22 protein-coding genes are annotated in these 24,959 nt (G+C 75.3%); 20 read left to right on the forward strand and 2 right to left on the reverse strand.

Going from position 1 to position 24,959, the window contains the following annotated elements; translation table 11 throughout:
• The first annotated feature begins 34 nt into the window (after nucleotides 1-34).
• The 3 genes from ACGFI9_RS28335 to ACGFI9_RS28345 all read left to right on the forward strand — a co-directional run bounded on the left by ACGFI9_RS28335 (nucleotide 35) and on the right by ACGFI9_RS28345 (nucleotide 2,942).
• Nucleotides 35-847 (forward strand): SDR family oxidoreductase, encoded by an 813-nt coding sequence (locus ACGFI9_RS28335; RefSeq protein WP_393182651.1) that lies wholly within the window; start codon nucleotides 35-37, stop codon nucleotides 845-847.
• Nucleotides 848-933: 86 nt separating this feature from the next.
• The gene (locus ACGFI9_RS28340) at nucleotides 934-1,527 is read left to right on the forward strand and encodes a helix-turn-helix domain-containing protein (RefSeq protein WP_393182653.1); all 594 of its coding nucleotides are present in this window, start codon (nucleotides 934-936) and stop codon (nucleotides 1,525-1,527) included.
• Nucleotides 1,524-2,942, forward strand: coding sequence for an MFS transporter (locus tag ACGFI9_RS28345; protein ID WP_393182655.1), 1,419 nt, complete (start codon nucleotides 1,524-1,526; stop codon nucleotides 2,940-2,942). Before ACGFI9_RS28340 ends, ACGFI9_RS28345 begins: the two co-directional genes overlap by 4 nt.
• A gap of 89 nt (nucleotides 2,943-3,031) precedes the next feature.
• On the opposite strand, the gene ACGFI9_RS28350 is transcribed toward ACGFI9_RS28345, so the two are convergent.
• Nucleotides 3,032-3,772, reverse strand: coding sequence for a GNAT family N-acetyltransferase (locus ACGFI9_RS28350; protein ID WP_393182657.1), 741 nt, complete (start codon nucleotides 3,770-3,772; stop codon nucleotides 3,032-3,034).
• Nucleotides 3,773-3,798: 26 nt separating this feature from the next.
• Here ACGFI9_RS28350 and ACGFI9_RS28355 point away from each other — a divergent pair, with 26 nt between their 5' ends.
• The 3 genes from ACGFI9_RS28355 (at nucleotide 3,799) to ACGFI9_RS28365 (ending at nucleotide 6,241) form a co-directional block, all read left to right on the forward strand.
• The gene (locus tag ACGFI9_RS28355; protein ID WP_393182659.1) at nucleotides 3,799-4,353 is read left to right on the forward strand and encodes a GNAT family N-acetyltransferase; all 555 of its coding nucleotides are present in this window, start codon (nucleotides 3,799-3,801) and stop codon (nucleotides 4,351-4,353) included.
• 107 nt (nucleotides 4,354-4,460) lie between these two features.
• Nucleotides 4,461-4,664, forward strand: coding sequence for a hypothetical protein (locus tag ACGFI9_RS28360; protein ID WP_393182661.1), 204 nt, complete (start codon nucleotides 4,461-4,463; stop codon nucleotides 4,662-4,664).
• Nucleotides 4,665-4,738: 74 nt separating this feature from the next.
• Nucleotides 4,739-6,241, forward strand: a complete 1,503-nt coding sequence (locus ACGFI9_RS28365) for a replication-associated recombination protein A (protein ID WP_393182663.1) — start codon at nucleotides 4,739-4,741, stop codon at nucleotides 6,239-6,241.
• Here the strand turns inward: ACGFI9_RS28365 and ACGFI9_RS28370 are convergent.
• Entirely contained in the window at nucleotides 6,232-7,452 is a 1,221-nt protein-coding gene (locus ACGFI9_RS28370; RefSeq protein WP_393182664.1) for a hypothetical protein, read from the reverse strand. The two genes, ACGFI9_RS28365 and ACGFI9_RS28370, sit on opposite strands and share 10 nt — an antisense overlap.
• Before the next feature lie 1,443 nt (nucleotides 7,453-8,895).
• Here ACGFI9_RS28370 and ACGFI9_RS28375 point away from each other — a divergent pair.
• The 14 genes from ACGFI9_RS28375 to ACGFI9_RS28440 all read left to right on the forward strand — a co-directional run bounded on the left by ACGFI9_RS28375 (nucleotide 8,896) and on the right by ACGFI9_RS28440 (nucleotide 24,865).
• Nucleotides 8,896-9,516, forward strand: coding sequence for a hypothetical protein (locus ACGFI9_RS28375; RefSeq protein WP_393182820.1), 621 nt, complete (start codon nucleotides 8,896-8,898; stop codon nucleotides 9,514-9,516).
• Nucleotides 9,517-9,667: 151 nt separating this feature from the next.
• The gene (locus ACGFI9_RS28380; RefSeq protein ID WP_393182666.1) at nucleotides 9,668-10,129 is read left to right on the forward strand and encodes a DUF948 domain-containing protein; all 462 of its coding nucleotides are present in this window, start codon (nucleotides 9,668-9,670) and stop codon (nucleotides 10,127-10,129) included.
• A gap of 24 nt (nucleotides 10,130-10,153) precedes the next feature.
• The gene (locus ACGFI9_RS28385; RefSeq protein WP_393182668.1) at nucleotides 10,154-10,456 is read left to right on the forward strand and encodes a DUF6167 family protein; all 303 of its coding nucleotides are present in this window, start codon (nucleotides 10,154-10,156) and stop codon (nucleotides 10,454-10,456) included.
• Nucleotides 10,453-13,131 (forward strand): alanine--tRNA ligase, encoded by a 2,679-nt coding sequence (gene alaS / locus ACGFI9_RS28390; RefSeq protein ID WP_393182670.1) that lies wholly within the window; start codon nucleotides 10,453-10,455, stop codon nucleotides 13,129-13,131. Before ACGFI9_RS28385 ends, alaS begins: the two co-directional genes overlap by 4 nt.
• A 75-nt stretch (nucleotides 13,132-13,206) precedes the next feature.
• On the forward strand, nucleotides 13,207-13,668 hold the full coding sequence (gene ruvX, locus ACGFI9_RS28395; RefSeq protein ID WP_393182672.1) for a Holliday junction resolvase RuvX: 462 nt from the start codon (nucleotides 13,207-13,209) through the stop codon (nucleotides 13,666-13,668).
• A complete protein-coding gene (mltG, locus tag ACGFI9_RS28400) occupies nucleotides 13,665-14,885 on the forward strand; it encodes an endolytic transglycosylase MltG (RefSeq protein WP_393182674.1) in 1,221 nt (406 codons plus the stop codon). The genes ruvX and mltG overlap by 4 nt, the downstream gene beginning before the upstream one ends.
• Nucleotides 14,882-15,691: a shikimate dehydrogenase gene (locus ACGFI9_RS28405; protein WP_393182676.1), complete on the forward strand. Its 810-nt coding sequence runs from the start codon at nucleotides 14,882-14,884 to the stop codon at nucleotides 15,689-15,691. The genes mltG and ACGFI9_RS28405 overlap by 4 nt, the downstream gene beginning before the upstream one ends.
• Before the next feature lie 84 nt (nucleotides 15,692-15,775).
• Nucleotides 15,776-16,651, forward strand: coding sequence for a family 16 glycosylhydrolase (locus ACGFI9_RS28410; RefSeq protein WP_393182678.1), 876 nt, complete (start codon nucleotides 15,776-15,778; stop codon nucleotides 16,649-16,651).
• 76 nt (nucleotides 16,652-16,727) lie between these two features.
• Entirely contained in the window at nucleotides 16,728-17,963 is a 1,236-nt protein-coding gene (locus tag ACGFI9_RS28415) for a hypothetical protein (RefSeq protein ID WP_393182679.1), read from the forward strand.
• 258 nt (nucleotides 17,964-18,221) lie between these two features.
• Nucleotides 18,222-19,055 carry a phosphatase PAP2 family protein gene (locus ACGFI9_RS28420; protein WP_393182681.1) on the forward strand — a complete coding sequence of 278 codons (834 nt, stop codon included), beginning with the start codon at nucleotides 18,222-18,224 and terminating at the stop codon, nucleotides 19,053-19,055.
• A 49-nt stretch (nucleotides 19,056-19,104) separates the two neighbouring features.
• Complete coding sequence (locus ACGFI9_RS28425; RefSeq protein WP_393182683.1) at nucleotides 19,105-20,046, forward strand: glycosyltransferase; 942 nt, start codon at nucleotides 19,105-19,107, stop codon at nucleotides 20,044-20,046.
• Nucleotides 20,047-20,180: 134 nt separating this feature from the next.
• On the forward strand, nucleotides 20,181-22,181 hold the full coding sequence (locus ACGFI9_RS28430) for a delta-60 repeat domain-containing protein (protein WP_393182822.1): 2,001 nt from the start codon (nucleotides 20,181-20,183) through the stop codon (nucleotides 22,179-22,181).
• Between the two features lie 91 nt (nucleotides 22,182-22,272).
• Nucleotides 22,273-23,928, forward strand: coding sequence for a Wzz/FepE/Etk N-terminal domain-containing protein (locus ACGFI9_RS28435; protein ID WP_393182685.1), 1,656 nt, complete (start codon nucleotides 22,273-22,275; stop codon nucleotides 23,926-23,928).
• Nucleotides 23,921-24,865, forward strand: coding sequence for a glycosyltransferase family 2 protein (locus tag ACGFI9_RS28440; RefSeq protein WP_393182687.1), 945 nt, complete (start codon nucleotides 23,921-23,923; stop codon nucleotides 24,863-24,865). Before ACGFI9_RS28435 ends, ACGFI9_RS28440 begins: the two co-directional genes overlap by 8 nt.
• Nucleotides 24,866-24,959: the final 94 nt, after the last annotated feature.

A 24,959-nucleotide genomic window follows, 5' to 3' on the forward strand; every position in this document is an offset into this window, starting at 1 on the left:
GGCGGGGACCTTTCGAGCTTTCTGGGGGTACGGGATGACACTGCTCGTGGTGGGGGCCAGCGGCTTCCTCGGCGCCGAGGTGTGCCGGCAGGCGGTCGCGGCGGGACAGCGGGTGGTCGGCACGTACCACTCGGCCGCCGTCGCGGTGCCGGGCGTCGCGGCCCGCCGGCTCGACGTCACGGACCGCGCCGCCGTGCGCGCGCTGCTGGCCGAGGTACGCCCCGACGCCGTGGTCAGCACCCCCTACCGGTACGACGACTGGACGGTCACCGCGGACGGGGCGGCCCACGTCGCGTACGCCTCGGCCGAGGTGGGGGCCCGGTTGGTGCACCTCTCCAGCGACGCCCTGCACGCCGGCCGCCCGGAGCCGTACCGCGACGACGACGTGCCGTCCCCGATCTTCCCGTACGGGGCGGCGAAGGCGGCGGCGGAGACCGCGGTGCGGGCGGCCGACCCGGGCGCGGTGCTGGTGCGCACCTCGCTGATCGTGGGAGAGGGGAGCAAGCAGATCCAGCTCTGCCGGGACGCCCTGGCCGGCCGGATGTCCCTCTTCACCGACGAGGTCCGCTGCCCGGTGGACGTGACCGACCTCGCCGCCGCCGTGCTGGAACTGGTGCCGTCGGACTACGCGGGCCCGCTCAACGTGGCCGGACCCGACGGGGTGAGCCGCGCGGAGATGGGACTCCTCGTGGCCCGACGATTCGGCCTGGACCCGGCCGGCCTGAAGACCACCACCAGCGCGGCGGCCGGCCTGCACCGCCCGGCCGAGGTACGCCTCGACTCCGCCCGCGCCGCCGGCCTGCTCCGGACCCGGCTGCGCGGGATCACCGAACTCCTGGCTGCCTGACCCGTCGGGGGTCGTCTGTCGGATCATGCACACTTTCTATGCACAAGTCTTGTGCATAGAAAGTGTGCACAGTTATTGTGCAAGGCATGGAGAACGAAGGGGCCCGTCCCGCGCCACGGGCCGTGCGGCTGGATCACCGGCAGGTGCGGGTGCTGGCGCACCCGCTGCGGATGCGCCTGCTGGGCGCGCTGCGGGTCAAGGGGCCGTCGACCGCCACCCGCCTCGCCGAGCTGCTCGGCACCAACACCGGGGCGACCAGCTACCACCTGCGCCAGCTCGCCGAGGTGGGCCTGGTCGCCGAGGACCCGGACCGGGGCACCGGCCGGCAGCGGTTCTGGCGGTCCGCGCACGACGTGACCAACTGGGAGCCCACCGACTTCGACGACGACCCGGACGCCCGGGCCGCCATCGAGTGGATCCAGAGCGACCAGGTGCGCCACCTGGCGGAACACGCCGAGCAGTGGTTCGCCACCCAGCACGAGTGGTCGCCGGCCTGGCGGGACGCCTTCGGCATGGGCGACATCTTCATGGCCATCCCGCCGGCCCGGCTGGAAGCGCTCAAGGCCGAGCTGTGGCAGCTCCTCGACCGCTACCGCAACGAGGCCGACCCGGCCGAGCCCGGCGCCGAGCAGGTGCAGATCTACCTCGCCGCCTACCCGCTGCTGAAGGAGTTCCGGTGAGCACACTGTCCGTACGCCAGGTCCGCTTCCGCTACCTCACCCTCTACGGCCTGCGCTGGCTGCCCGCCGGTCTGATGATCCCGGTGATGATCCTGCTGATGCAGGAGCGTGGCCTGTCGCTGTCCCAGATCGGCCTGGTCGCCACCGCCCAGGGGCTGGTGGTCCTCGCGCTGGAACTGCCCACCGGCGGCCTCGCCGACGCGCTCGGCCGCAAACCGGTCCTCGCCGTCGCCTGGGTGGTCTGCCTGGTCTCGCTGGTGCTCTTCGCGGTGGCCGACTCGTTCTGGCTCTTCGCCCTGGTCTGGGCCCTCCAGGGTGTCTACCGGGCCCTCGACAGCGGCCCGCTGGAGTCCTGGTACGTCGACGCCACCCTGGCCGCCGATCCCGAGGCCGAGTACGAGCGCGGCCTCGGCTGGGCCGGCACGGTCATCGGCATCGCCATCGGCGCCGGCGCGCTGCTCAGCGGCGGGCTGGTCGCGCTCGGCCCGATCGGCCCGGTCAGCGCGCTGACCCTGCCGGTGCTGGTGGCGATCGCCCTGCAGGCGGTCTCGATCGTGGCGCTGGTGGTCCTGCTGGTCGAGCACCGGTCGGCCAAGGGCCTGCCCGCGCTGCGCGCCTCGGTGGTCGAGGCGCCCCGGATGGTCGGCCAGGCGGTCGGCCTGCTCCGCCGCTCCCGGGTGCTGCTGGCGCTGGTCGCGGTCGAACTGTTCTGGGGCTTCGGCATGGTCACCTTCGAGTCCCTGCTGCCGGTCCGGCTCTCCGAAGTGGTCGGCGACGCGGACCGCGCCGCGGCCCTGCTCGGGCCGGCCGGCTCGGCGGCCTGGCTGGCCAACGCCGCCGGTGCCGCGCTCACCCCGTTCCTGCTGCGCCGGCTGGGCGCCGCGCCCGCCGCCGCGCTGATGCGGATCCTCCAGGGCGTGACGGTGGTCGGCATGGGCCTGCTCGCCGGCCCGGTCGGCGTGCTCGTCGCCTACCTGGCCTGCTACACCGTGCACGGCGCGTCCAACCCGCTGCACATGGGGCTGCTGCACCGGCAGGTCGACGGGCCGTACCGGACCAGCGTGCTCTCGCTGAACTCGATGATGGGCCAGCCGGCCGGTGCGCTCGGCGCGGTCGTGCTGACCGCCCTCGCGGACCGTGCCAGCGTCAGCCTCGCCATGCTGGTCGGCGCCGTGGTGCTCGCCCTGGGCGCCCCGCTCTACCTGCCGGCCTGGCGGGCGAGCCGGGCCGCCGGGTCCGGCGCCGACGAGCCGGCCACACCGGGGGAGAAGGCGCCGGAGGCGGCCGAAGTGGTTCCGTCCGGGACGAGTCCCGCGGCGACCGGTCCCGACGGCAGCCTCGCCGGCCCCGCGCCGGTGGCCGTCCCGACCTCGGTGCCGGCGCCCGCAGCCGGTGCCGGCACCCGGTCCGCCTGACCGTGCCGGCCGGGACGCCCGACGCCGGGGTGGACAAGGCTGGCCGGACGCATCTGCCCGGGCCGGCACGGCCGGGCGGGGCGGGGCGGTCAGGCCAGGTGGACGGAGCTGCGGGGCTCGGTGCCGGTGAAACCGAGGCGACGGTAGAGGCGGATGGCGCCGACATTGTCCGTGTAGACGCCGAGCGCGACGTGGTCGTACCGGCCGAGCAGGGCCCGGGTCATCCCGGCGGTCAGCGCCGCGCCGAGGCCCCGGCCCCGCTGGCCGGGCGCCACGGTGAGGCCGGCGAGGAAGCCGACGTCCCCCCGGCTGCGGTCCGCCCCGCAGGCGACCAGGCGGTCACCGTCGCGGATGCCGTACCAGTCGACGATGCGCGGGTCGCCCGGGCGGGAGGTCGTGGTGGGGAAGGAGCGCTCGACCAGGGCGTCGAGGGCCGGGTGGTCGGCCTCGGTGAGGCGGACCACCCGCTCCTCCCCGTCCTGCGATGGCGGGGCGACCGTGGTCCAGAGGAAGTCCCACTCGTCGAGCCGGGCGACGGTGAACCGCTCGGCCACCTCTTCCCGAGTGGTTCGGGGCAGGTGCAGCCACTGGCCGGCGTGCAGCGTCCCGTCCGCGACCAGGCCGGCGAAGACGTCCAGCGCCGGCCCGGCCGGCCCCAGCGCCCCGCCGGCCGGCCCCTGCTCGGGCGGGAGCAGCCAGCCCACCGCGCCGTCGCGCCGCCAGCCCCGCGGCTCGTGGTCCCGCCAGAGCGCGTGCCGGGCGTACGGGTGGTGGTCGGCGGCGGCGAGCAGGGCGTCCCGACCCACCAGGACCTGGTCGGTAGTGATCATGCCGCCAGCCTACGAGAGGAGAACCCGTGACCCCCATCCGCTCCGTACGACCGGTACGCCTGCCCGGCCCCCGCTGCCTGCTGCGCGAACTGGACGAGGCCGACGTCGCGCCGATGTACGCGCTGATGACCGAGCCGCGGGTCTTCGACCGGGTGCTGGACGAGCAGCCGCCCTCCCTCGACGAGGTCCGGGACGCCGTGTCGGTGTGGCGGGCCGAGGCCGACGGTGAGCCGCGGCCGGTGTACCGGTTGGCCGCGGTGGCGGGGGACCGGCTGGTCGGGATGGGCACCCTGACCGTGGAGAGCCCGCAGCACCGGCGCGGGGAGATCGGCTACGTGGTGCACGCCGACCACTGGGGCCGGGGTCTCGGCACCGAGATCGCCGGCCTGCTGCTGCGGCTGGCCTTCGAGCAGGTGGGCCTGCACCGCGTCGAGGCCACCACCCGGCCCGACCACGTCGCCTCGTACCGGGTGCTGGAGAAGATCGGGATGCGGCGGGAGGGAATCAGCCGGGACCACCTCCTGGTCCGCGGGCAGTGGTGGGACTCGGTCCGCTACGCGATCCTCGCCACCGACCGCTAGCGCCCGGCCCGGCCGGCGGGCCGGCCCGGTCCAGGGTGGAGATTGACGAACAGACCGATTGGGTACATCCCACGCCGACCCACTGGGACCCCCACCGGAGGAACGACATGCTCGCCATTCTCGCGGCCATCGTGTTCGGGTTCGCGTTGCTGATCGATTTCCTGAACACCAACCTCGGCGCGCCCGATCTCTTCAACACCCACACCCTCATGCTGATCGGTTTCCTGCTGCTCTCCCTCTACCTGGCCGGTGTCGGCCGCGGTGGCGGCGGCGGCCGCTGGTACCGGGGTCGGCGGCCGGGACGCGGCTGACCGGAACAGATCACCCGGGCGCGGCCCACGGCGCGATTCCAGCGTCGTCGGCCGCGCCCGGTACTGTTCTCGTGATGGAGTCCGACGCCCTCTTCACCCTCGGCGAGCCCGCCGGAGCGCCCAGCGCCCCCGCGGGTTCCGGTGGTGTCGACGCGTTCACCGCCGCCCGCGCGGATTCACCCCTGCCCGTCCGGATGCGGCCGGCCAGCATCGACGAGCTGGTCGGGCAGGACCACCTGCTCGCCCCGGGCGCCCCGCTGCGCCAGCTCGTCGAGGGCGCCGCGCCGATGTCGGTGATCCTCTGGGGGCCGCCCGGCAGCGGCAAGACCACCATCGCGCACCTGGTCGCCCGGGCCACCGACCGCCGCTTCGTCGCCATGTCCGCGCTGACCGCCGGGGTGAAGGACGTCCGGGCCGTGATCGACACCGCGCGGCGGCAGCGCCGGGCGGGCGGCCCGCAGACCGTGCTCTTCATCGACGAGGTGCACCGGTTCAGCAAGACCCAGCAGGACTCGCTGCTCGCCGCGGTCGAGGACCGGACCGTCACGCTGCTCGCGGCGACCACCGAAAATCCATACTTCTCGGTCATCTCGCCGCTGCTGTCCCGCTGCGTGCTGCTCACCCTCCAGCCGCTGGACGACGACGCCGTGCGCGGCCTGCTGCGCCGCGCGGTCGCCGACGAGCGCGGGCTGGGCGGGGCGCTCACCCTGGAGACCGGCGCGGAGGACCACCTCGTACGCCTGGCCGGCGGTGACGTCCGCAAGGCGCTGACCGCCCTGGAGGCCGCGGCGGCCACCGCCACCGCGCTCGGCACCGGGCGGATCGACCTGGCCACCGCCGAGCAGGCCGTCGACGTCGCCGCCGTCCGGTACGACCGCGACGGCGACGCCCACTACGACGTGACCAGCGCCTTCATCAAGAGCATGCGCGGCTCGGACGTGGACGCGGCGCTGCACTGGCTGGCCCGCATGCTGGTGGCCGGCGAGGACGCCCGGTTCATCGCCCGGCGCCTGGTCATCTTCGCCAGCGAGGACGTGGGCATGGCCGATCCCACCGCGCTGACCGTCGCCACCGCCGCCGCGCACGCCGTCGAGTACGTGGGCCTGCCCGAGGCGCAGCTCAACCTGGCCCAGGCGGTGATCCACCTGGCCACCGCGCCGAAGTCCAACTCCGCCACCACGGCGATCGGCGCGGCCATCGCCGACGTACGCGCCGGCCGGGGCGGGGCGGTGCCGCGCGCGCTCCGGGACGCCCACTACGCCGGCGCCCGGGGCCTGGGCCACGGCGCCGGTTACCGCTACCCGCACGACGACCACCGTGGGGTGGTCACCCAGCAGTATGCTCCCGACGATCTCGTCGGGACCGACTACTACCGGCCCAGCGGCCACGGCGCGGAGCGGGCGGTGGCCGGCCGGCTGCCGCTGCTGCGCCGGATCGTCCGGGGCCTGCCGGCGCCGGCCGCCCGCGCGGAGACCGACGTGCCGGCCGTCGTGAACGGCGGCCGCCCGGCGGGCCCGGAGCAGGTCAACGGGGCGAACGAGGGCGGCAGCGACGCCGTCGAGGAGGGTCAGCAGTGATGGCGCGTGGTCCGGAGCGGCCCGAGGACGACCCCGAGGAGCGGCGCGACCGGAGTGCCAAGGGTCGCCGGTGGGGCCGCGGCAGGGCCGACGCCGAGCCGGACGAGGCGACCGTCGGCGAGGAGTTCGGCTGGATCGACGACCTGAGGACGGCGAAGCAGCAGCGGGGCGAGCTCGGCCCGGACGGCGACGAGTCGGGTCCGCGTACCGGCGGGGCGCCGCCGGCACCGGCTGGCCTGCCGCCCGCCGGCCGCGGCGAGCCCGCTCCCGAACCGCCCCGCGGGCCTCGTCCCGGTGCCGTGCCGCCGCCCGCCGGCCGGCCCGGGCCGGATGCTCCGCCGCGCCGTGGTTCGACTGCCGGCCCGGCCACGCCCCCGGTACGCCCCGACGGCCCCGACCCGGCCGCCGGCCGGCGTCGCCCGGTCGACGGCCCCTGGCCCGGTACGCCCGGCCCCGGGCGCCAGCCCGCCGAGCCGCCGCGCCGCGGCGGGGAAGCGGGCTCCGGTCAGCTTTCCCCGGTCCCGCCGAGCGGCGGCCGGCCCGGCGGCCCCGCCGGCCAGCCCGGTCGGGTGTCTCCGCCGGCCGGTCCCGCCGGTGCCCGTGGTGGCCCGGTGCCGCCCGCCGGCCCCGCGCCCGACCCTGCCCGGGGCGGCCCCGCCCGGCCCGGGCAGGCCTCCGGTGTCGGCTTTCAGGCCGGCCCGAACGTGCCACCGGGCGGGCCGCGCGGCGCGGTTCCGCCGAGCCCGCGCGGTCGGCACGGAGCCGACGGCCCGGGCGGGGCCGACCCGGCGCTCCGGCCCGTCTCGGGCGCCGGGCGTCGCGGCGTGCCCGGTGCCGCCGACACCGGCGCCCACCCGGTCTCCGGCGCCGGCCGGCGGTCCCTTCCTGACGGTGCGGAACCGGGCGTCCGCCCGGTCTCGGGCGCCGGCCGGCGGTCCCTCCCCGAGGGTGCCGAGCCGGGCGTCCGCCCGGTGTCCGGCGGCGGCCGGCGGTCGGCCGAGCCCGGGACCGGCCGGCGCGCGGTGCCCTCGGCGCGGGCCGCGGCCGCACCGCCCGGCACCGATCACCCGGTGGTCGACCCGGCTGCTGCCGCCCCGCGCCCGGCGGACGCCGATCCGCGCCGCCGCGAGCGACCCGACCCGTCCGGCACCGCGGGTCCCCGGGTGGACGGTCCGGTCGGCGGTCGCCGCCGCGCCGCGGAACCGGACCAACCGGTCGTCGTGCCGCCCAGCGGGAACGCCCCGCCGGTGCCCGGCGTCCCGTCCGGCGGTCCCCGAAGCGGCGGTCCGGCCGCGCCTTCCGGGCGTCGCTCCGTGCCGGACGCCCCGGCCGGTCATCGGGCCGCCCCGGACCCGGCGACCACCTCCGCCGGCCGTCGCGCGGCTCCCGACGAGGCGCCCACGGCCGCCGGTCGTCGGGCCGTCCCCGACGACGCGCCCACGTCGACCGGTCGCCGGACCGCTCCCGGGGACGCCGCGCCACCGGCCGGTCGCCGGGCGGCTCCCGAGGACACCGCGTCACCCGGTCGCCGATCGGCTCCCGACGGTGCGGCGATGCCCGCCGGGCGTCGGTCCGCCGGCGAACCCACGACCCGCGCCGGCCGGCGCGGCGTCGCGGACGACGACGCGCGGCCGTCCGGTCGTCGGGCGGCGCCGGACGAGGCGCCGAGGCGCGCCGGCGCCCGGGGCGCGGCCGAGGGCGCGGGAGCGCCGGCCGGTGGCCCGCCGCCGGCGCCGGACGGTCGCCGGTCCGCGGGGGCCGCCCCGGGCCCACGCCGGACCCGCGACGACGCCGACGAGCCGCGTCCGCAGCGCCCCGAGCGGCCGGCCGACTGGCTCCGTCAGGCCGGGCGCACCCCGCACACCGATCCCGCCTTGCCGACGATCGCCCGGCCCACCGGTTCGCCGGTCGGGGAGTCGACCGCCGGCCGGCCCACCGTGCCCGGTGGCGCCGACCGGGCCCCGACCGGGCGGGCCGCCGCCGCGGCCGTGCCGCCGGTGCAGGCCGACCGGCCGGGTCCGGCCCGGGGCGCCGCGCGCCCCGGCGGCCCGGCTCCGGCCGGCGGCGCTCCGCGTGGCGGTGCCCCTGCGGCCGGCGTCCCGCGCGGTGGTGACGTGGGTGGGGGTGACCCGCGCGGCGGCGCACCGGCCGGTGGACCGCGTGGTGGCGGTCCGGCCGGCGGCGGCTCCCGTGGTGACGGTCCGGTCGGCGACCCCCGTGGTGCCGGGCCGGCCCGCGGTGCGGCTCGACCGGGCCCGGAGGGTCCGGTCCCGCCGCGTACCCCGGGCGACGAAGGGCACGGTCCGCAACCCGGTGGCGAGCCGGGCGCGCTGGCCGGGGGACCGGCGGTGGCCCGGGCGGCCGCCTCGGTGCCCCGACCCGGCGGACCCGACGAGCGACCGGCCGGGCGGGCCACCCCGGCCGGGCCGGAGGCGCACCGGCCGGGTCCGGGTGGCCCGGTCGCCGTACCCCCGCCGGGGGCCGGCGGGCCGGCGGTGGCCCGGGCGGCCGCGGTCGTACCGCCGGGGGAGCCGGCCGGGCCACGACCCGGAGCGGCCGACGGGCCCGCGCTGCGCCGGCCCGACGCCGAGCCAGCGGAGGACGCCGGTGCCGGCGGCGGCCTGCGGGGCGCCCGGTCCGAGCTGCGCCGGCAGATGCGCGAGCGGCGGCGGCTGCGGATGGGCATCCTCGCCCTGGTCAGCCTGGTGCTGCTGGGTGCGGTCCCGCTCTACTTCGGGCTGCGTACGCTCAGCCACGACCCGGTCTTCGACACCCTCGACCAGCTCGAGGTGCCGTCCTGGGCGGCGGAGAAGACCGTCGACAACGTCAGCGGCAGCCGCTGGTGCCTGCAGGACTGCCGGCTGCGGGAGCGCACCGTCGAGTCGCAGCAGCCGTGGAAGGAGACCGCCCAGGTCTACGAGCAGGCCCTGACCAGGGACGGCTGGCGGCGCTGGAAGGTCGACCGCTGCCCGGAGCAGGCGGACGTCAAGGGCAGCTACACCTGCTGGCGACGGGACGAGCTCACCCTCGACCTCTGGGTACGCGACCCCACCTGCGTGCCGCCGCCGGTGGACGGGGAGCCCGCGCCGTCCCCGGCGCCCTCGCCCGCAGCGGGACAGTGCACCGGGTCGTTGGTCTCGGTGAAGGTCCGCAACGCGATCGACGACGAACGGACCGGACCACAGCCGAGCACTGATCCGTCACTCACCGGTGAGGATCCGTTCCCGACCCTCACCGAGGATCCGCTCGGCGAGCTGACCCCCTCACCGTCGTGAGCAGCGCTCCATCACGGACGGTAGGGTCTGGGGCTGGCGGGCCGGTTCGCGCCCGCTGACCGGTGACGGGTCAGCGGGGCGTGGACCGGGTAGGACGGTCGCGCGTTCCGGGGCGTCGGGCTCCGGGACACTGCTTGAGGAGGACATGGGCGTGAGTGGTGGAGAGATCGCTGCGCTGATCGCGGCCGGCGCGTTCCTGATGCTGGTGCTCGTGCTGGCGGTGCCGATCCTGCGGCTGCGGCACACCGTGGACGCGACGACCCGCATGATCACCGAGCTGAACGAGCGCACCACCCCGCTGATCGGCGACGTCAACACCACGGTGAAGAACGTCAACACCGCCCTGGAGCAGGTGCAGACCTCCCTCGACGGGGTCAACCTCCAGCTCGCCAAGGTGGACACCATGACCACCCACGCGCAGAACGTCACCGCCAACGTGGCGAACCTCGCCGCCGTGGTCTCCGCCGCCGCGGCGAACCCGCTGGTCAAGGTGGCCGCCTTCGGCTACGGCGTACGTAAGGCCGCCGCCGCCCGCCGGCACGCGGAGGACGAGCGCGCGGCCCGCGACATCATCAAGCAGCGGCGCCGCGCTGAGAAGCGCGCCAACCGGTGACCCGGCCGAGCGGAGGGATGTGACATGAAGCGGTTGTTCTGGCTCGGTGTCGGGCTGGCCGTGGGGGTGCTGGTGGTGCGCAAGGCCACCCGCACGGCGCAGGCGTACACGCCGGCCGGCATCGCCAGCGGCCTGTCCGAGTCCGCCGGGAGCCTCGTCGAATCGGTGCGCGGCTTCGTCGACGACGTCCGGGCCGGGATGGCCGAGCGCGAGCAGGAGATCCACGAGGCCTTCGCCCGCGGCGAGTTGTACGACGACGAGTTCGCCGAGCTGCGGGAGGACCCGCGGATCGGCGATCGAGAGATTTTTGGAGAGGACCACCGGTGAAGACAGCGGAGATCAAGCGGCGCTTCCTGGCGCACTTCGAGGCGAACGGCCACGCCGTCGTGCCGTCGGCTCCGCTGCCCGCTATCAACGACCCGAACCTGCTGTTCATCAACGCCGGCATGGTGCAGTTCGTGCCGTACTTCCTCGGGCAGCAGACCCCGCCGTACCGGCGGGCCACCAGCGTGCAGAAGTGCATCCGTACGCCGGACATCGACGAGGTCGGCAAGACCAGCCGGCACGGCACGTTCTTCCAGATGAACGGCAACTTCTCCTTCGGCGACTACTTCAAGGAGGGGGCGATCCCGCTCGCCTGGGACCTGGCCACCAAGCCGGTCGAGGCGGGCGGCTTCGGGCTGGACCCGGAGCGGATCTGGGCGACGGTCTACCTCGACGACGACGAGGCGTACGACATCTGGCGGCGGACCGGCGTGCCGGCCGAGCGGATCGTGCGGCGCGGCAAGGCGGACAACTTCTGGTCGATGGGCATCCCCGGCCCGTGCGGCCCGTGCTCCGAGCTCTACTACGACCGCGGGCCGGAGTACGGCCGGGAGGGCGGCCCGGAGGTCGACGAGGACCGCTACCTGGAGTTCTGGAACCTCGTCTTCATGCAGTTCGAGCGGGGTCCGGGCGTCGGCAAGGAGGACTTCCCGATCCTCGGTGAGCTGCCGGCGAAGAACATCGACACCGGCATGGGCCTGGAGCGGATGGCCTCCATCCTGCAGGGCGTCGACAACCTCTACGAGATCGACGAGGTCCGGCCGATCCTGGACAAGGCCGCCGAGCTGACCGGCAAGCGGTACGGCGCGCACTCCGGCCACGCGGCCAGCGAGTCGCACCCGGACGACGTGCGGCTGCGGGTGATCGCCGACCACGTGCGCACCGCGCTGATGCTGATCGGCGACGGGGTGACCCCGTCGAACGAGGGCCGTGGCTACGTGCTGCGGCGGATCATGCGCCGGGCCATCCGGGCGGTCCGCCTCCTCGGCTACCAGGAGCGGGCGCTGCCCGAGCTGCTCCCGGTGGCCCGGGACTGCATGGCCCCGTCGTACCCGGAGCTGGCCGAGGACTTCGGCCGGATCTCGCAGTACGCGTACGCCGAGGAGGACGCCTTCCTCGCCACGCTGCGCGCCGGCACCACGATCCTGGACACCGCGATCGCGGAGACCAAGTCGGCCGGGCAGACGTCGATCTCCGGGGACAAGGCGTTCCAGCTGCACGACACGTACGGCTTCCCGATCGACCTGACCCTGGAGATCGCGGCCGAGCAGGGCCTCCAGGTCGACGCGGAGGGCTTCCGCCGGCTGATGGCCGACCAGCGCAGCCGGGCCAAGGCGGACGCGCAGGCGCGCAAGACCGGCCACACCGACGTGTCGGCGTACCGGTCGGTGCTCGACGGCGGCGGTCCGGTGGAGTTCACCGGCTACACCGAGCTGAACCGGGAGTCCCGGGTGCGCGCGCTGCTCGCCGGCGGGGCGCAGGTGAACGCGGCGGTCGAGGGGGACACGATCGAGCTGGTGCTCGACACCACCCCGTTCTACGCCGAGGGCGGCGGCCAGCAGCCCGACCAGGGCCTCATCACGGTCGGCGGCGGCCAGCTCGAGGTCTTCGACGTGCAGCAGCCGGTGCCGGGGCTGATCGTGCACCGGGCCAAGGTGGTCCGGGGCGAGGTGCGGGCCGGGGAGACCGGGTACGCCGAGATCGACGTGTCCCGGCGGCGGGCGATCTCCCGCTCGCACACCGCCACCCACCTGGTGCACCAGACCATGCGAAACTTCCTCGGCGAGTCGGCGACCCAGGCGGGTTCGCTGAACGCGCCGGGCCGGCTGCGGTTCGACTTCAACACCCCGACCGGGGTGGCGCCGAGCGTGCTGCACGACGTGGAGCAGCAGGTCAACGAGGTGCTCCTGGCCGACCTGGAGGTGCACGCCTTCATCACCAGCCAGGAGGAGGCCCGCCGGATCGGCGCGATGGCGCTGTTCGGCGAGAAGTACGGCGAGCGGGTCCGGGTCGTCGAGGTCGGCGACTACGCCCGGGAGCTGTGCGGCGGCACGCACGTGGCCCGCTCGGCGCAGCTCGGCCTGGTGAAGATCCTCTCCGAGGCCTCGGTCGGCTCCGGCGTGCGCCGGATCGAGGCGCTGGTCGGCATGGACGCGTTCGGCTTCCTGGCCCGCGAGCACCTGCTGGTGTCCCGGCTGGCCGAGCTGTTCCGGGTCCCCGGCGAGCAGGTCGCGGACCGGGTGGAGCAGACCGTCACCCAGCTCCGCGACGCGGAGAAGGAGCTGGAGAAGCTCCGCGCCCAGCTGGTGCTGGGCGGCGCCGCGAGCCTCGCGGCCGGGGCGAAGGACGTGCGGGGCGTCGCGTACGTCGGCACCGAGGCGCCGGAGGGCGCGGCCGCCAACGACGTGCGGACCCTGGCCCAGGAGATCCGGGGCCGGATCGACCCGGCCCGGCCGGCGGTGGTCGCGGTGGCGGCCCGGTCGAACGGCAAGGCGTCCCTCGTGGTGGCGGTCAACCCGGCCGCCCGCGGTCGGGGGCTGAGCGCCAAGGACCTGGTGAAGGCGGCCTTCTCCGGCCGGGGCGGCGGCAGCGACGACCTCGCCCAGGGCGGTGGCCTGCCGGCCGCGGAGGCCCCGAACCTGTTGTTGACCGTCGAGAAGGCCATCGCCGAGGCGTGATGGCCGGCACCGATCGACGCCAGGGCGGACCATCCGGTCCGCCCTGGCCCGTACCGGAGGGGAAGTGTCCGGTAGATGGCTGAACCGTCCCGAGGGGTGCGTCTCGGAGTCGATGTCGGGCAGGTCCGGGTCGGGGTGGCCCGCTCCGATCCGCACGGCATCCTGGCCACCCCGCTGGTCACCCTCGCCCGCGACCTGACCGCGGCGCCGGACGCGGTGCCCACCGACATGGCCGAGCTGGTCCGGCTGGCCGCCGAGCACGAGGCGGTGGAGATCGTCGTCGGCCTGCCGGTCAACCTCGCCGGAAAGCACGGCCCGGCGGCGGCGAACGTATCGGCGTACGCTGCCCGGTTGGCCGATGTAATGGGGCCAATTCCGGTGACGCTCACGGACGAGAGGATGTCGACCGTGGTCGCGAGTCGTAGGCTGGCCGAACGGGGCGTCCGGGGAAAGCGCCAACGGGCGGTGGTCGACCAGGCCGCCGCGGTGGAGATTCTGCAGAGCTGGCTGGACGCACAGCGGAGGCGGACGCAATGATCGACGATCTTGACCTGGGGTTCGAAGAGTCGGAGAGGGGGGAGAAGGGCCGGCACCGGCGCGGCGCGGTACGCAAGCGGCAGGGCAAGTCCGGCGGCGGCCGGGGCAAGACGATCTTCGCCCTCCTGATGGCGCTCGTGCTGCTGGGCGGTATCGGCGGCGGGGCGTACATCGGCTTCGACCGGATCCGTAACCACTTCGTCACCCCCGACTACAGCGGGCCGGGCACCGGCGAGGCGCTGGTCGAGGTCAAGGCGGGCGACACCCTCACCGACATCGGGAACACCCTCTACGACGCCGGTGTGGTGAAGAGCACCAAGGCGTTCATCGAGGCCGCCGACGCCAACTCCCGCAGCAAGAACATCCAGGTCGGCCGGTACAAGGTCCGCAAGCAGATGAAGGCCGCCGACGCGGTGAACCTGCTGCTGGACCCGAAGAGCCGGGTGGTCAACGGGGTCACCATCCCCGAGGGCACGATCAGCTTGAACATCTACGCGATCCTGTCCAAGCAGACCAAGATCCCGGTCGCCGAGTTCAAGGAGGCGGCGAAGGATCCGGTCAAGCTGGGCGTGCCGGCCTTCTGGTTCAACCGGCAGGACGGCAAGAAGGGCCCCAAGAGCATCGAGGGCTTCCTCTACCCGGCCACCTACGAGATCCCGCCGAAGGCCACCGCCGAACAGATCCTGTCGATGATGGTGGACGAGTTCCTCCGCGTCACCAAGGAGATCGACTTCGTCGACAAGGCGCAGAAGGAGCGGAACATCTCGCCGTACGAGGCGCTGATCACCGCCTCCATCGCCCAGGCCGAGTCGGTCGACCCGAAGGACTTCCCGAAGGTCTCCCGGGTGATCTACAACCGGGTCTACGCCGGCAAGATCGGCTGCAAGTGCCTCGGCATCGACAGCGGCATCAACTACTGGTTCCGGCTGCAGGGGAAGGACCCGAAGGACTCCAACGACCTGCTGCAGAGCGAGATCAACGACCTGAAGAACCCGTACAACACGCACAACGTGGCGGGCCTGCCGATCACCCCGATCAGCAACCCGGGCGAGGGCGCGCTCAAGGGCGCGCTGAATCCGCCGCCGGGGGACTGGATCTTCTTCATGACCATCGACAAGAAGGGCACGATGGGCTACGGCTCCAACGACGCCGAGTACCGCAGGCTCATCAAGACGATGTGCGACAACAAGGTGCTGACGGGAACCAACTGCGCGTGAGGGCCGCCGTCGTGGGCAAGCCGATCGCCCACTCGCTCTCCCCGGTCATCCACCAGGCCGGGTACGCGGCGGCCGGGCTGGTCGGCTGGTCTTACACCCGGATCGAGTGCGCGGCCGACGAGCTGGCCGGCCTGGTCGCGGGCCTGGGCCCGGAGTGGGCCGGGCTGTCGGTGACCATGCCGGGCAAGGAGGCGGCGCTCGCGGTGGCCGACGAGGTGTCGCCGGTCGCCGCCGCCGTCGGCGCCGCCAACACGCTGGTACGCCGGCCGGACGGCACCTGGTACGCCGACAACACCGACGTCACCGGCATGGTCGACGTGCTCACCGCCGCCGGTTGCGTGGCGGGTGCCGTGGTGACGGTGCTCGGCGCCGGCGGCACCGCCCGGGCCGCCCTCGCGGCGGCGGCCCGGATCGGCGCGGCCGAGGTGACCGTGGTGGCCCGCCGCCCCGCGGCGATCGACGAGCTGCGCCCGGTGGCCGCGGCGGTCGGCGTGCCGCTCGCCGGCGCCGACTGGGACGGCGCCCCGGCGCACGCCCGCGCCGACCTGGTGATCTCGACGGTGCCGAAGGGGGTGGCCGACCCCCTCGCCGACAACTTCGACTGGCGTCCGGGGTCGGTCTTCTTCGACGCCCTCTACGATCCCTGGCCCACCCCGCTCGCGGCCTCGGCGCTCACCGCCGGCTGCCGGGTGATCTCCGGGCTGGACCTGCTGCTGGCCCAGGCGGTCGGCCAGTTCGCGCAGTTCACCGGGGTGCCCGCCCCGGTCGACGCGATGCGCGCGGCGCTGGCGGCGGCGCGCGCCTGATCCGGCCCGGTCGCTCGCGTCCCACCGGCGGTGCCCCCGGTCGATACGCTGCCGACGGGACTCGTCGCCGACCGAGGGAGTTCCGTGACCGGGCACCCGCCACTCCCGTCCGACCGTCCGGCCGCCGGGCGCCGCCGGCGGCCCCTGCTGCTCGGCGTCCTGGCCGTGCCCCTGATCGCCGCCACCGCCGTGGCGCTGCCCCGGGTCGCCGCCGAGGCGCCCCCGACCGAGCGCCCCGGCACGCACGTCCCGGGCTGGCGGCTGGTCTGGTCGGACGAGTTCGACGGCACGGCGGTCGACCGGTCGAAGTGGACCGTGCGCGACGGCGAGCCGCGCGACGTCGACCTCGGGTGCAACGTGGACGATCCGGAGAACGTGCTCGTCGCCGGCGGGGTGCTGACCCTGCGGGCGCAGCGGCGGAGCATCGTCTGCGCCGGGCAGCCGCGGCAGTACACCGAGGGCTACCTCGACACCATCGGCAAGGCGTCGTTCCGCTACGGCCGGTTCGAGATCCGGGCCGAGTCGCCCAACGGGCCGACCGGCTCGCAGGGCCTGTGGCCGGCGTTCTGGCTGCGGCCGGACGACGGCGGCAAGGGCGAGATCGACGTGGTCGAGCTGCCCGGTGGAGCGGCGCACCACCGGGCCGCCACCCAGGCCGTCTTCTACGACTACAGCCCGGTCAAGCAGGACCAGCGCTGGGCGTTCCCGACCGGGCACCCGGGCGACGGCTTCCACACGTACACCACCGAGTGGGAGCCCGGCGTGATCCGCTGGTACGTCGACGGCCGGCAGGTCTGGCAGCGGGACCGCGGCACCACCCCGTGGTTCGACGAGGTCTTCACCAAGCCGTACAACCTGCGGCTGAACTTCCAGGTCGGGGGCTGGCTCGGCGCGCCCGACCCGGCCACCGCCTTCCCCGCCGACTTCCGGATCGACCACGTCCGCGTCTGGCAACGCTGACCGGGCGGCCGGCGCTGGCCGGTGGCACCTATCGTGGCCGCCACGGGGCGCGACCGGGACAGGGGAGGGCACGGACGTGATCGAGGATCCACGGGACCGCCGGGACGGCATCGGCTGGGTGAGCCGGGCGATCTTCGGTGACCAGCGGCTGTGGCTCGGGGTCGCCCCGGGCCCCGCCGCCCCGCCGCCCGGTCACCACACCGTCGCCCGGTACGCGGTGGTCCCCTCGCTGGCGCGGGCGAAGTTCCTGCTCCCGCTGGCGTCCCGGCGGGTCGGCGCGGCGTCGACGCTGGCGTACAACGCGCTGCGGCCACCCCGGGTGCGGGCCAACCGGGTCGCCGTCGGCGTGCTGGCCGGACTCGGGGCGACCCGGCTGGCCCGGATGCCGGTGCTCACCGTGGCCGTCCCGGCCGCCGCCGAGCCCGCCGAACTGCTGCTCACCGCCCACCTGGCCCGCGTGGCGGGCCGGCCGTTGCACGCCGCCGTCGGCATCCGGCCGCCCGACCCGCACCACAAGCCGACGTTGCAGCTCTTCGACGAGCGGGGCGCCGCGTGGGCGTACGCGAAGGTCGGCTGGAACGACGCGACGCGGGCGATGGTCCGCGCGGAGGCCGAGGCGCTGCGCGAACTGCCCCGCGACGTCGGCGACCTGCCGGCGGTGCCCCGCCTGCTGCGCGAGTTCGGCTGGGGTGACCTGGCGGTCACCCTGGTCGAGCCGATGCCCGCCGGGGTGCGCCGGCTGCCCCGGCCGGACCGGCCGGAGGTGGCCGCGATGCTCGCGGTCGCCCGGCGCGGTGGCCGGCCGGCCCCGCCCCGGCCGCTCGCCGGCTCCCCGTTCCTGGCCGACCTCACCGCCCGCGCGGGCCGCGTCGGCGGCCCGGTCGGCGTCGCGCTGGCCGCCCTCGCCGACCGGGACGGCACGACCACACTGGAGTTCGGCCACTGGCACGGCGACTGGGTGCCGTGGAACCTCGGCATCCACCGGGGGGGCCTCGTCGCCTGGGACTGGGAGAACAGCGGTCCCGGGCGGCCGGTCGGCTTCGATCTCGCGCACCACGCGTTCCAGAGTGCCCTGTCGCTGCGCGGGCGGCCGGCGGCCGAGGCGGCCGGGGAGATGACCGCGGTGCTGGCGCGGTACGGCGACACCCTCGGCCTCGACCCGGCGCGTCGGCGCCTCGTCGCCGACGCCTACCTCGCCGAGCTGTGGTTGCGGACCGCGGAACTCGCCGCGGGCGGCGGGGGCTGGAGCGACAAGCTGCACCCCGCGCTGCTGCACCTGCTCGCCGACCGGCTGGGGTCGCCCCGCGGGTAGGCCGGCCGGCTGTCGGGAAGGCGACCGGCAAACCCGGGAAAATGCCGCAGAGCGCTGTCTTGGCTACCCACTGCGAGGAATGCTCCACTAGGGTGTCACCACTCGATCACCGTTCGTCGGCGGTGACGGGTTCGATCCGGCCCGGGAGGCGCGTGGGGCACCGCCCGGGACCCCATGGTGCGGGGAGGTCCGGCCGGTGGCTGGCATGGCAAGAGAACCGACGCGCGTCGCGCCGCCCGGGACGGGCGGTGGGCGGCGGTGACCCTCATCTACGCGTGCGGGGCGTTCGCCGTGCTCGTGCCGGCGGTGCTGGTCCCGTGGCTGGCCGTCCGGTGGGCGCCGGCGGTGGCGGCGAGCCGGAGCGCCGACCGGCTGCGGGTCGCCGTCGCCGGGCTCACCGCCGCCGTCGGCCGGCTCGGCGCCGCCGGGGCCGTGCTGCTCGCCGGCTCCGCGGCGGTCGTCGCCCTCTGCTGGCCCCTCGGCGAGGCCCTGTCCCGGCTCGAACCCCACGTCGACCACCCGGTCTTCGACTACGTGCACGCGCGCCGGGCCGAGCCGTGGGCCGGGATCAACTCCTTCGTCACCGCGATCGGCGACCGGTACCCGCTCAAGTGGGTGACCGTGGTCGCCGCCGTCGCGCTGGCCGTGGCCTGGCGCCGCCGGCGTTGGTGGCTCCCGCTGGTCGCGCTGCCGCTGCAGTTCGTCGTCGAGCAGTACACCCAGGAGATCCTGGCGCGGGTGGTCGACCGGGGCCACCCCCCGACGGACCTGGGCACCTACCCGTCCGGCGGCTGTGCCCGGGTGGCGATGACCTTCGGCACCATCCTGGTGTTCGTCGCGCTCACCGGGCGGATCCCCCGTCGCGTGCGGATCGGCCTGGTCACCGGGCTGTCCGTGCTGGTCTGCGTGGAGGGATACACCCGCGTCTACGCCGAGAAGCACTGGTTCACCGACGTGATCGGGGGCTGGATCTTCGGCACCCTGCTCACCGGCGTCATGGTGCTCGCCGTGCTGGTCGCCGAGGGTCGGGTCCGGCCCGCGACGGACCGGCCCACCGCCGCCCCGCGGGAGCGGGCGACCGCCGGCACCTGACGGCCGTGACCCGCCCGTCCCCCCCCTCGAACGGAAGTCGGACAACGACGTGACGACCCTTCTCGTGGCCTCCACCGGCGGGCACCTCGCCGAGCTGTACGACCTGCACCCCCGGCTCGGCCTGCCCGGCGACTGCGTCTGGGCGACCTTCGACTCGCCGCAGAGCCGCTCCCTGCTGGACGGTCAGGAGGTCATCCACGTCCCGCCCGCGACCACCCGGGACGCCGTCGGCGCGGTCCGCGACCTGCTCGCCGCCCGCCGGGTGCTGCGCGGCGGGCGGTTCACCCGGGTGGTCAGCACCGGTGCCAGCGTGGCCATGTCGTTCTTCGTTCCGGCCAGCCGGCGGGGGCTGGACTGCCACTACATCGAGAGCGCGACCCGTACCGAGGGACCCTCGCTCACCGGCCGGCTGGTCGCCCGGGTGCCGCGGACCCGGCTCTACACGCAGTACCCGGGCTGGGCCGACGCGCGGTGGCGCTACGGCGGCACCGTCTTCGACGGCTACCGGGCCACCCGGGTGCCCCGGCCGCGACCGGTGTCCCGGATCGTCGTGGCCCTCGGGACCCACGGGCGGTTCGGCTTCCCCCGGCTGCTGTCCCGTCTCGTCGAGGTGCTGCCACCGGAGGCGGAGGTGCTCTGGCAGGTCGGCTCGACCCGGATCCCCCGGCTGCCGGCCGACGCCCGCGCGCAGGTCCCGTACGCGGAGATGCAGCAGGCGATGCGGGAGGCGGACGTCGTGGTGACCCACGCCGGGGTGGGCTCGGCGCTGGCCGCGATGCGGGCCGGCCGCCGGGCCGTCTTCGTGCCGCGCCGCCGGCGGCACGCCGAGCACGTCGACGACCACCAGGTCGAACTGGCCCGGCAACTGGACCGCCGGGGGCTGGTCCTGGCCCGGGAGGCCGACGCCGTGACGGCCGAGGACCTGGCGGAGGCGGCCGCCTGGACGGTGGCCGCCGGCGCCGTCGCGCCGTTCCAGTGGACGGCGGCATGAGGACGGGCCAGGGTGGACGGTCCGGCAGCCGGCCACCCCGGTCGACAGCGGACCGTCGCCCGCACTGGAGGCACGGGCCGCGACCCGTACGGCCGGGCCGGACCGAGCCGCCGATGGCGCGGACCGGTCGGTTGATGGTGCTGAATGTCCGTTCCGAGCAAGCTACCCGTGAGTTAACTACCTCTTTGGGGGCGCCAGTGCTTCACAGAACGTCTCGGCCGGGGCGGTGGCTCGCCGCGCTCGCCGCGCCCGTGCTCGCCGTCGGGCTGCTCGCCGCGCCGGCCCGCGCGGCGGACCTCACGCCGGTCACCAGCACGCTCACCTCGGCGAACCCGGCGGACAACATCCCGCACGCGCAGAACGGCGACACCAAGGCGTTCGCCGAGATCGGTGGCACCGTCTACGTCGGCGGGTCGTTCACCTCGGTGAAGGCGGCGGCCGACGCGGGCTGGACCACCCGCAACTACCTCTTCGCGTACGACCGGGCCACCGGCGCGCTGAAGACGGGCTTCGCCCCGGTGCTGGACGGCGCGGTGCACGCCCTCGCGGTCAGCCCCGACGGCAAGCTCATCGTCGGCGGCGCGTTCGTGACCGTGAACGGGGTCAGCCGCAAGAACCTGGTCGAGCTGGACCCGACCACCGGCGCCACCGTGACCAGCTGGGTCGGGCGCAGCGACGGCGGCCTGGTCCGGCGCACCATCGTGGTCGGCAACCAGCTCTACATCGGCGGCGCGTTCCACTGGGTCAACGGCACCCAGCACTCGCTGCTCGCCCGGCTGGACGCCACCACCGGCGCGATCGACCCGAGCTTCCAGATCGACGCCAGCGTCGCCCGGGACAGCAGCGAGCTGGTCTGGGGCCTCGCGGTCGCGCCGGACAACCGGACGCTGGTGGCGGTCGGCAACTTCACGCAGGTCAACGGGCAGGCCCGCAACCAGGTCGTGGTGGTCGACCTGGCCGGCACCCCGGCGGTGGCGAACTGGAGCACCCAGCGGTACGTCGCGCCCTGCTACAACTGGGCCTTCCCGTTCTACGCCCGGGACGTCGACTTCTCCGACGACGGCACGTACTTCGTCATCATCGCCGACGGCGGCCGGGGCGCCGGGGCGTACTGCGACGCGGTCGCCCGGTTCGAGACCGCCGACCGGGGCGCCGGCATCGACGCCACCTGGGTCGACTACACCGGCACCGACTCGGTGACCTCGGTCGAGGCCGCCGACAACGTGGTCTACGTCGGCGGCCACTTCCGTTGGCTGAACAACGCCAACGGCGACGACTCGGCCGGCGCGGGCGCGATCAACCGGTTCGGCCTCGGCGCCCTCGACCCGATCAACGGCCTGCCGCTGGTCTGGAACCCGGGCCGCTCGGGCGCGCCGTCGGGCACCACCACCTGGGGCCCGATCATGTGGGAGCTGTGGCGCGGCAGCACCGGCCTGTACGCCGGCTTCGACTCCGACGGCCTGGGCAACGAGTACCACGGCCGGATGGGCCTGTTCCCGCTCTCCGGCGGGCGTACGGTCGCGGCCACCAACGCGCCGTCCGCCGCGTCCGGCTACCTCTACGTCTCCGCCACCGCCGGGCAGGCGACCAAGGTGCCGTTCGACGGTACGACCCTCGGCACCCCGGTCGGCACCAGCCAGCCGAACCTCACCGCCGCCGGGGCGTCCTTCTCGGTCGGCAACAAGCTCTACTGGTCCAAGACCGACGCGAGCGCGCCGAACGGCAGCTACCTGGAGGTGTCGATCTTCTCGGGCGGCTCGGTCGGCGCGCCCTGGATCAGCAGCGGCTACAACGACTGGTTCAAGCCGGCGACGATGACCGGCGCGTTCTACCTCGACGGCAGGATGTACTACACCCGGTCCGGCACGAACAGCCTGTTCTACCGGTACCTGGAGCCGGACGGCTACATCGTCGGCTGCACCGAGTTCACCCTGCCCAGCACCGGCCTGGCCTGGGGCAGCGTGCGGGGCATGGCCTGGGTCAACGGCAAGATCGTGTACGGCTGGTCGGACGGCTCGTTGCGTACCGTGCCGTTCACCGGGTCGGCGGTGGACGGTGCCGCCGCGGTCCAGCTCGCACCGGCCGGCGGTGCGGTGAACTGGTCCAGCCGGACGCTCTTCTTCGCCACCTCCTGACGGTCCGGCCCGGTGGTCCGCCGGCGTCCCGCTGGACGCCGGCGGACCGTCCGCCCGGACACCCACCCCTCATCGTGCAAGGACCTGACTGATGGACGTGACCGACGTCGCCGCTCGGCAACACCCGGTCGGCCTGGCCGAGCTGGCGCGCATCCCGGTACGGCGGTGGCGGACCGTGCTCGCCACGGCCGCGTCGGTGCTGGCGGCCGTGCTGGTCTACCTGTTCGTGCTGCCGGCCAGCTACACCGCGACCACCGCCGTGGTGGTCCGCCCGGTGGTCACCGACCCGTTCTCGGTGCCCTCCGGGGGCGCCGACCGGGCGGTGAACATGACGGCCGAGAGCGGCATCGCGACCAGCAACGAGGTCATCGACAAGGTCGCCGCCATCACCGGGCGGGACACCGAGGAGGTGGCCGACGCGCTCCAGGTGGAGACCCCGGTCGGCGGTCAGGTGATGCGCTTCGCGTACGCCGCGCACAGCGAGCGGGAGGCCGTCGACGGCGCCAACGGGGCGGCCCGGGCGTACCTGGACCTGCGCCGGGGCATCTACGAGAACCAGCGCGCGGCGGTGCTGAAGTCCTACGACGACACCATCGCGGTGGTGACCGCCCAGCGCACCACCACGCAGAAGTCGCTGCCCGCCAACCAGTCGGCGGAGAGCCCGTCGCCGCGTACCAGCGCCCTGCTGGACCAGTTGCGGGCGCTCAACGACCAGCTCGCCACGCTGGCCGAGCAACGCTCCAAGATCGCCTCCGCGGATCTCAGTCCCGGTTCGATCACCAGCGCCGCCCGCGCGCCCGTACCGTCCAGCCGGGACGGCGCCCCGCTGATCCTCGTCGGCGGCCTGCTCGGCGGGCTGCTGCTCGGCGGGCTGCTGGCCTTCGTGCGGGAGTCCCTGGACCGGCGGCTGCGGACCACGGCGGAGGCGGTGTCGGCGATCGGCGCGCCGCTGCTCGGCACGGTCCGCCGGCTGCGGGGCGGGCAGCCCGACGAGGCCGACCTGCGTTACCTGGCGCTGGCGCTGGCCCGCTGGGTGGACGGCCCGCAGCGCGGCCCGCTGGTGGTGCTCTCCTCGGCCGCGGACGAGGGGCGTGAGCAGGTGACCGCCGGGCTGGCCGCGGTGCTCGCCGGCGGCGGCCACGAGGTCCGGCTCGGGGTCACCCCGGAGAGCCTGGAGCGGATCCGCCCGCTGATGCTGGAGGCCCAGCGCCGCAACCCGCCGGTCGAGCCGACGCCGGCCCCGCTGCCCCGGCAGCGGCCGGTGCCGACGGCCGCGCCGGTCGCCGCCGGTGGCCCGGCCGTCGCGGCCGGCGGTGGCGACCCGGACGAGACCGCGGTGATCCCCGCCGTCCGCAAGCCGCGTCCGTTCCCCACCCCGGACGCGAAGAACGGCGCGGTGTACCGGTCCACCCCCAACGAGGAGCAGACCCAGGTGATCCCGCCGCCCCGCCCCGCCACGGCGGGCGTCGCGCCCGGCCGGACCGACGGGCAGGAGCTGCGGATCGGGCCGGGCAGCGTCATGCTCGTCCCGCTCGACGCCCCGCCGGCCGACGGACTCACCCTGCTGGACGGGCCGCCCGCGCTGCACGACGAGCGGGGCGTACGGGCCGCCCGGGAGGGCCGGGCGGTGCTGGTCGCCGCCCGGGACCGGACCCGGCTGTCCCAGCTGACCCAGCTGGTGGAACGGCTGCGCTCGGTCGGCGTGGAGCCGTTCGGATTCGTGCTGACCGGAGCCGACCGTGGCTGACCACGACCGGCCGGACGTCGCCGCGCAGGCGTTCCCGCCGGTGACCGTGGTGGTGGCCACCCGGGACCGTCCGGGACTGCTGGAACGCGCCGTCGGCGCGGTGCTCGACCAGGACTACCCCGGTTCGGTGGAGTGCCTGGTCGTCTACGACCACACCGAGGTCCGGCCGCTGGACCTCCCGGTGCCGGCCGGCCGGACGCTGCGCCACGTCACCAACAGCCACTCGCGGGGGCTGCCGGGGGGCCGCAACACCGGTGCCGCCGAGGCGTCCCACGACCTGCTCGCCTTCTGCGACGACGACGACCGCTGGTTGCCGGGCAAGCTGCGCCGCCAGGTGGAGCTGTTGACCGCCCGCCCGGACGCCGCCGCGGTCAGCTGCGGCATCCGTCTGGAGGGCCCGGGCATCGCCAAGGAGCGGCGGCTCGACGCCACCGAGGTGACCCTCGCCGACTTCGTCGAGGACCGGATCATGGAGGTGCACTCGAGCACCATCCTGCTGCCCCGGGCCACCTGGGACGCGGTCGGTCCGGTCGACGAGGAACTGCCCGGCGGATACGGCGAGGACTACGAGTGGCTGCTGCGGATCGCCGCCCGTGGGCCGGTGGTCATCGTGCCCGAGGTGCTGGTGGTGGTGGACTGGCACGGCGGGTCGTTCTTCTTCGGCCGGTGGGCGATGATCGTCGAGGCCACCCGGTACCTGATCGACAAGCACCCCGAGCTGGCCGGCAGCCGCACCGGGCTGGCCCGGCTGCACGGGCAGATCGCCTTCGCCCTCGCCTCCGGGCGGCGGCGCCGGGAGGCGGTGCGGGAGCTGGGCCGGGTGCTCCGGCTCAACCCGCGGGAGAAGCGGGTCCTGGTGACCGTGCCCGTGGTGCTCGGGCTGCTCTCCGGGGAACGGGTGCTCCGGCTGGCCCAGCGGACGGGGCGGGGTGTCTGACCGAGGGGCCGGGACGGCCGCGCGGCCGGTCACCGGCGGCCGCGCGCGACCCGCGTGCGCGCCGCCGCCGCTGCCCGTCTGGCCGTTGACGGTC

The sequence above is a fragment of the Micromonospora sp. NPDC048930 genome (assembly GCF_043197935.1).
GTDB lineage: Bacteria > Actinomycetota > Actinomycetes > Mycobacteriales > Micromonosporaceae > Micromonospora.

Bases quoted from the DNA above. Each gene is read 5' to 3' on its own strand.
- ACGFI9_RS28335 (WP_393182651.1), top strand. From the start codon at position 35: ATGACACTGCTCGTGGTGGGGGCCAGCGGCTTCCTCGGCGCCGAGGTG.
- ACGFI9_RS28340 (WP_393182653.1), top strand. From the start codon at position 934: ATGGAGAACGAAGGGGCCCGTCCCGCGCCACGGGCCGTGCGGCTGGAT.
- ACGFI9_RS28350 (WP_393182657.1), bottom strand. From the start codon at position 3,772: ATGATCACTACCGACCAGGTCCTGGTGGGTCGGGACGCCCTGCTCGCC.
- ACGFI9_RS28360 (WP_393182661.1), top strand. From the start codon at position 4,461: ATGCTCGCCATTCTCGCGGCCATCGTGTTCGGGTTCGCGTTGCTGATC.
- ACGFI9_RS28365 (WP_393182663.1), top strand. From the start codon at position 4,739: ATGGAGTCCGACGCCCTCTTCACCCTCGGCGAGCCCGCCGGAGCGCCC.
- ACGFI9_RS28375 (WP_393182820.1), top strand. From the start codon at position 8,896: ATGCGCGAGCGGCGGCGGCTGCGGATGGGCATCCTCGCCCTGGTCAGC.
- ACGFI9_RS28385 (WP_393182668.1), top strand. From the start codon at position 10,154: ATGAAGCGGTTGTTCTGGCTCGGTGTCGGGCTGGCCGTGGGGGTGCTG.
- ruvX (WP_393182672.1), top strand. From the start codon at position 13,207: ATGGCTGAACCGTCCCGAGGGGTGCGTCTCGGAGTCGATGTCGGGCAG.
- mltG (WP_393182674.1), top strand. From the start codon at position 13,665: ATGATCGACGATCTTGACCTGGGGTTCGAAGAGTCGGAGAGGGGGGAG.
- ACGFI9_RS28430 (WP_393182822.1), top strand. From the start codon at position 20,181: ATGGTGCTGAATGTCCGTTCCGAGCAAGCTACCCGTGAGTTAACTACC.
- ACGFI9_RS28435 (WP_393182685.1), top strand. From the start codon at position 22,273: ATGGACGTGACCGACGTCGCCGCTCGGCAACACCCGGTCGGCCTGGCC.